Source organism: Zavarzinia sp. (assembly GCF_041650655.1).
In the GTDB taxonomy this organism is placed as follows: Bacteria; Pseudomonadota; Alphaproteobacteria; order Zavarziniales; family Zavarziniaceae; genus Zavarzinia.
The window spans coordinates 1-6,279 of record NZ_JBAZKR010000161.1; the positions used below are offsets into that span (position 1 = coordinate 1).

The 6,279-nt window shown below is 67.6% G+C and carries 5 protein-coding genes and 1 tRNA gene; 2 read left to right on the top strand and 4 right to left on the bottom strand.

From position 1 onward, the window contains the following. The first annotated feature begins 98 nt into the window (after positions 1-98). Positions 99-175: transfer RNA gene (locus tag WC493_RS21140), tRNA-Pro, on the top strand. Positions 176-179: 4 nt separating this feature from the next. Here WC493_RS21140 and WC493_RS21145 read toward each other — a convergent pair. Continuing rightward, positions 180-1,577 (bottom strand): amidase, encoded by a 1,398-nt coding sequence (locus WC493_RS21145; RefSeq protein WP_373068257.1) that lies wholly within the window; start codon positions 1,575-1,577, stop codon positions 180-182. 59 nt (positions 1,578-1,636) lie between these two features. Here WC493_RS21145 and otnI point away from each other — a divergent pair, with 59 nt between their 5' ends. After that, positions 1,637-2,425 (top strand): 2-oxo-tetronate isomerase, encoded by a 789-nt coding sequence (gene otnI, locus WC493_RS21150; RefSeq protein ID WP_373068259.1) that lies wholly within the window; start codon positions 1,637-1,639, stop codon positions 2,423-2,425. On the opposite strand, the gene WC493_RS21155 is transcribed toward otnI, so the two are convergent. From WC493_RS21155 to WC493_RS21165, 3 genes are all read right to left on the bottom strand, one after another. After that, a complete protein-coding gene (locus WC493_RS21155; protein WP_373068261.1) occupies positions 2,391-3,017 on the bottom strand; it encodes a YitT family protein in 627 nt (208 codons plus the stop codon). The genes otnI and WC493_RS21155 overlap by 35 nt on opposite strands. A 77-nt stretch (positions 3,018-3,094) precedes the next feature. Next, positions 3,095-4,183: a TRAP transporter substrate-binding protein gene (locus WC493_RS21160; protein WP_373068263.1), complete on the bottom strand. Its 1,089-nt coding sequence runs from the start codon at positions 4,181-4,183 to the stop codon at positions 3,095-3,097. A gap of 35 nt (positions 4,184-4,218) precedes the next feature. After that, positions 4,219-6,090, bottom strand: a complete 1,872-nt coding sequence (locus WC493_RS21165) for a TRAP transporter large permease subunit (protein ID WP_373068265.1) — start codon at positions 6,088-6,090, stop codon at positions 4,219-4,221. Between the last annotated feature and the right edge of the window lie 189 nt (positions 6,091-6,279).

Here is a 6,279-nt window from a genome sequence, read left to right on the forward strand (position 1 = left end):
CGGCACGGTGGCGCGCCTTGGCATCCATGTCGGCGACCGGGTGGAATTCAGGGCCTTCCATTGAACGGGCCGCGCCCCTCGTGTAGGAAGGGGCGCGTCGGGGCGTAGCTCAGCCTGGTAGAGCGCTTGCTTTGGGAGCAAGAAGTCGCAAGTTCGAATCTTGTCGCCCCGACCAGCCGTCAGGCCCGCGCCTTCTCATAGGCCAGGGCCGCCGCCAGTGTCGCCGCATCGGCACGCGGCGGGCCGATGATCTGAAGCCCCGCGGGCAGGCCGTTGGCCGCGAAACCGGCCGGCATGGCGGCGACCGGGAGGCCGGCCATGCTGGGGCCGATCACCACTTCCATCCAACGGTGATAGCTGTCCATGGTGCGGCCGGCGACCTCGTGGGGCCAGTCGATCTCGGCGTCGAAGGGCAGGAGCTGGGCCGCCGGCAAGACCAGGAAGTCGTAACGCGCGAAGAGGTGGAGCAGGTGGCGGTACCAGGCGCTCCGCGTCGCCGAAGCTGCGTGGATGTCGCGTCCGGAGAGGCCGAGGCCGCCTTCGATCTCCCATTGCAGCTCGGGCTTCAGGCGGGCGCGGCGGGCCTCGTTCTCGAAATCGGCGGCCAGCGTGCCGGCGATCTGGAACTGGCGGAGCCGGACCCAGGCACGCCAGAGCTGGTCCATGGCGAAACCGGGCTCGACGCTCTCGACCGCGAGGTCCAGATCCTCGAAGGCACCGAGGGCGGCTTCGCAGAGCTGCGTCACCGCGGGCTCGACCGGCAGATAGCCGCCGAAATCGCCGAGCCAGCCGATCCGCCGCTTCGGGAAGGCGTTTTCGGGCAGGCTGAGGTCGGCATCGTCGAGCGACAGGGGATCCCGGGCGTCATAGCCGGCCATGGTGGCGAGCAGGGCATGGGCGTCGGCCACGTTCCGCGCCATCGGCCCGATCACGGCGAGCTGGCCCAGGAAGCACTCGGGCGATTCGTCCGGCACGCGGCCGAAGCTCGGCCGGAAGCCGACCACGGCGTTGAAGGCGGCGGGATTGCGGAGCGAGCCCATCATGTCGCTGCCGTCGGCGATCGGCAGCATATGGGCCGCCAGTGCCGCCGCCGCCCCGCCACTGGAACCGCCGGCCGATTTCGTGAGATCGAGCGGGTTCCGCGTGATGCCGAACACCGGGTTGTAGGTATGGGAGCCGAGGCCCATTTCCGGCGTATTGGTCTTGGCCACGAAGATCGCCCCGGCCGCCCGCAGGCGGGCGACATGGATCGAATCGGCCACCGTCTTGGTCCCGGCATAGAGCGGCGAGCCGAAGGAGGTGGGCAGGCCCTTGGCATGGGCGAGATCCTTGATCGCCGTCGGCATGCCGTGCAGCCAGCCGCGCGAATGGCCGTCCGCCAATTCCTGGTCGGCGGTATCGGCGGCATCCAGCAGGTCTGCCGTGGGGGCCAGGGAGACGAGCGCGTTGATCGCCGGATTGGCGGCGTCGATCCGGGCCAGGAAGGCTTCCATCACCGCCCGGCAGCGCAGGCGGCGGGTGTGGATCGCCCGGGCAAGCTCGAGGGCGGACAGGCTGGTGATCTCGTCGGGGCTCATGGACTCGTCTCGCAGGCCGTTCGAGTGCAGCACGGCGAGCCGCCGTGCTACAAGGGGCCATGCCCCGCTTTGCCGCCAATCTCACCCTGATGTTCACCGAATGGCCCTTCCTGGACCGTTTCCAGGCGGCTGCGGAGGCCGGCTTTTCGGCCGTCGAATGCCTCTTCCCCTATGACCATCCGGCCGAGGCGATCGCGGCACGGCTGGCTCGCCATGGCCTGACCCTCGCCCTGTTCAACCTGCCGCCGGGCGATTGGGCGGCGGGCGAGCGCGGCCTCGCCGCCCTGCCTGGAAGGCGGGCGGATCTGCGGGCCGGGGTCGAGCGGGCGCTCGCCTATGCGGGGGCGACGGGGGCGAAGCGTCTGCACCTGATGGCCGGCATCGCCGAGAAGGCCGATCCGGCGGCCAGCGGCGCCTATCGCGATGCCGTCGCCGAGGTCGCGGAACGCCTGGCGGTGCAAGGCCTCGAGCTGATGATCGAGCCGATCAACCGCCGTTCCATGCCCGGTTACTTCCTCGACGATTTCGCCTTCACTGAGGCCCTGATCGCCGAACTCGCGCTGCCCAACCTGAAGCTCCAATTCGACATTTTTCACCGCCAGATCCTGCACGGCGACGTGACCGAGGCCCTGCGCCGCCTGATGCCGATCGTCGGTCATGTCCAGGTCGCCAGCGTGCCGTCGCGCCACGAACCGGACGGGGAGGAGTTGAACCATCCCTTCCTGTTCGACGAGTTGGACCGCCTGGGTTACGCCGGCTTCGTCGGCTGCGAATATGTGCCTCGCGCCGGCACGCTGGCAGGGCTTTCCTGGTTCAGCGGGCGATATACCAGTCCCGCCGGTGGTTGAACGCGACCAGGAGGTTCAAGGCGGCGGCGCCGACCATGGAGACCAGCACGGCCATGCCGTCGAGCAGGAAGGCCGCCGCGGTGAACAGGGCGGCATCGATCGCGAGCTGGAGCCAGCCGGCACGGAACCCGGTGCGTTCCTGGATATAGTAGGCGAGGATACCGACGCCGCCGCCGCTGGCACCATGGCGGAACAGGCCGATCGAGCCGATGCCGATGCAGAAGCCGGCGACGACGGCGCCCGCGAAAGGTTCGACATGCTCGAAACGGATCAGATGCGGCCCGAGTCTGGCCAGGGTGGAAATGGCGCCGACGCAGGCGATCGAGCGCAGCGTGAAGCCGCGCGGCAGGCGCAGCGCGGAAAGAATGTAGAAGGGGATGTTGATCAGGAAGAAGACGAGGCCGAAATCCGCCCCAGTGCCATAGGAGATCAGGAAGGCGAGGCCGGCCGCCTGGCCGGTGATCAGCCCCATCGCCTTCAGCATGGTGATCCCGAAGGCGACCATGACGACGCCGAAGGCGAGTCCCTGGAGATTGTCGAAGGTCGAATGGGTCACCGGGGCGGCACCGGGGGGAACCTCGACCTTGCGCATGGGCGGACCTCTCGACGAACGGCCCCCCAGCCTAAGCCAAGGCCGGCCCCCTTGCACCTGGAGGCCGGCCCGGGCGATTACTTCTTGCGGCCGCGGATCATGAAGCTGTCGTAGGTATATTCGGCGACCTGGAACCACAGGTATTCCTGGTCGCGGAAGGCGGTCAGGGAGTCGGCGATCTTCTTGAAGTCGGCATTTTGGGCTGAAATCTCGCCATAGAGTTCCTGGGCCGCGGTATAGGCTGCCTGCATCATCTCGGACGAATAGGGGCGAAGCTGGGTGCCGTTGGCGACCAGGCGCTGGATCGCCGCCGGGTTCACGGCGTCGTATTTCGCCTGCATCATGACGTTGGCCGCCGCCGCCGCGGCTTCCAGCACGGCTTGGTAGCTCTTCGGCAGTTCGGCCCATTTGTCCATGTTGACGAAGAAATGCAGCGTGGCGCCGCCTTCCCACCAGCCGGGGTAATAGTAATAGGGCGCCACCTTGTAGAAGCCGAGCTTCTCGTCGTCATAGGGGCCGACCCATTCGGCCGCATCGATCGTGCCGCGTTCCAGCGAGGGATAGATGTCGCCGCCCGCGACCTGCTGCGGCACGGCGCCGAGCTTGGCCATGATCTGCCCGGCGAGGCCGGCGATCCGCATCTTGAGACCCTTGAGGTCCTCGACCGTCTTGATCTCCTTGCGGAACCAGCCGCCCATCTGGGTGCCCGTGTTGCCGCCCGGGAAGGCACGGATCTTGTGCTTGGCAGTGAATTCATTCACCAGTTCGTTGCCGCCGCCATAATAGAGCCAGGCATTCTGCTGGCGCGGGTTGAGGCCGAAGGGCAGCGCCGTGATGGCGCCGAAGGTCGGATTCTTGCCGACGTAATAATAGGACGCGGTATGGGCCATCTCGACCGTGCCGCTCTCGACCGCGTCGACCGCCTGGAACGTGCCGACGATCTCGCCCGCCGCGAAGACCTGGATCTGGAACTTGCCGTCGGTCGCGTCCGAGACATATTTCGAGAAGACTTCGGCGGCACCGAAGATCGTGTCGAGCGACTTCGGGAAGCCGGAGGTCAGGCGCCATTTCACTTCGGGTGCTGTCTGGGCGATCGCGGGTGCTGCGACGGCCGTGGCGGCGGCTGTCGCCCCCGCTGCCGCGGTCAGGAATTCACGACGCTTCATTGAGTTTCCTCCCGTTTTTGGTGTCGCGGGGCCGGTCATTTGCCGAGTCCCGTCAGGCCGGGCAGGCCGTTGTCGTCGTCCCCGCCCGGAATCTGCAGCTGGTCGAAAGTGTTCTGCACCGCGCCCGGACTGATCGTCGTGGCCGTGCCCTTGTAGTGGGTGACCAGGCCGGGGAAGGCGATCACCACCGCCACCATGACGAGCTGGATCAGCACGAAGGGCACGGCGCCCCAATAGATCTGGCCCGACGTCACCGGTTCCATGCGCCGCCCGGTGATGCGGTCGGCATAGGCTTCGCGCGGTGCGACCGAGCGCAGGAAGAACAGCGCGAAGCCGAAGGGCGGGTGCATGAACGAGGTCTGCATGTTGATCGCCAGCATGACCCCGAACCAGACGAGATCGATGCCGAGGGCATTGGCGACCGGCGCCAGCAGCGGCACGATGATGAAGGCCAGCTCGAAATAATCGAGGAAGAAGGCCAGGAAGAAGACCAGGAGATTGACGACCACCAGGAAGCCGACCTCGCCCCCCGGCAGCGAGGTCAGCAGATGCTCGACCCAGAGGTGGCCGTTGACGCCGTAGAAGGTGAGCGAGAAGACGCGCGAGCCGATCAGGATGAACATCACGAAGGACGAGAGTTTCGCCGTCGACAGCGTCGCCTGCACCACGATCGTCCGGTTCAGCCGGTTCGGGTTGCCGTCGGCCAGCCGCTTGGCGCCCGCCAGCAGCACGGCGCCGAAGGCGCCCATGGCGCCGCCCTCGGTCGGCGTGGCGACGCCGATGAAGATCGTGCCCAGCACCAGGAAGATGAGGAGGAGGGGCGGCACCATGACGAAGGTGACCTGCTCCGCCATGCGCGAGACCAGGCGGAAGCCCGTCGCCCGCTCGATCGCCGCGGCGACCAGGGCGTAGAGCGCACCGGCGGCCAGGAGTTCGCTGAGCACGGTGGCGGTCCCCGGCCCCTGCTGACGCCAGTAGAGATGCAGGCCCACCGCGCTGGCCGCCGTCAGGGCGCAGAGCAGGATCCGCCGCGCGCCCAGGAAACGGTTCAGCAGGGCGCAGATCAGCGCCACCACGGTCGAGACGCAAATGCTGAGGATGACGAAATCGGCCCCGGCCTTCACCTCGGCCTCGTGCAGGGCGCGATAGGCGATGGCGGCGGAAAAGGCGATCAGCACGCCGAGCTGCCAGACCCCGCGGGCGCCCGACTGCTCGCGGTGGCCGATCGCCTCGACGGGCAGGCCGGGCGCCGCCTTGCCGGCGACCAGGCTGATCAGCAGGACATAGAGGGCATAGGCCCCGGCCAGGATGATGCCGGGCAGGAAGGCACCCTCATACATGTCGCCGACCGAGCGGCCGAGCTGGTCCGCCATGACGATGAGCACAAGGGAGGGCGGAATGATCTGCGCCAACGTGCCGGAGGCGGCGATGACGCCGGCCGCGACCCGCCGGTCGTAGCCATAGCGCAGCATGATGGGGAGCGAAATCAGCCCCATCGAAATGACCGAGGCGGCGACCACGCCCGTGGTCGCGGCGAGCAGGGCGCCGACGAAGATCACGGCATAGGCGAGGCCGCCGCGGATCGTGCCGAACAACTGGCCGATGGTATCGAGCAGGTCTTCCGCCATGCCCGATCGCTCCAGGATCAGGCCCATGAAGGTGAAGAAGGGAACGGCCAGCAAGACCTCGTTCGACATGGTGTTGAACACCCGGTCGGGCAGGGCCTGGAGCAGGGGCCAGGAGAGCGTGATGGTCTCCGGCGCATAGGGCGCCAGCTCGACGGCTAAGGCGAAGAACACGAGCCCATTGGCCGCCAGCGAAAAGGCCACCGGATAGCCGAGCAGCAGGAAGACGATCAGCGAGGCGAACATGATCGGCGCCAGGTTCTGCGCCAGAAGTTCAGCCATGAGCGGCCTCCTGCGGACGAAGCGGGGCCGCCATCAGCGCTCTTCCCCCGGGCCGTTCTGTGCCAGCAGGCGTTCCGCCTCGACCTCGGCCGCGGTGTGATGGCCGCCGCGCCCGGCATCCTCCAGCCGGCCGGCGATGATCAACAGGCGCTTCGCCAGTTCGCTGAAGGCTTGCAGGAGGAGGAGGAC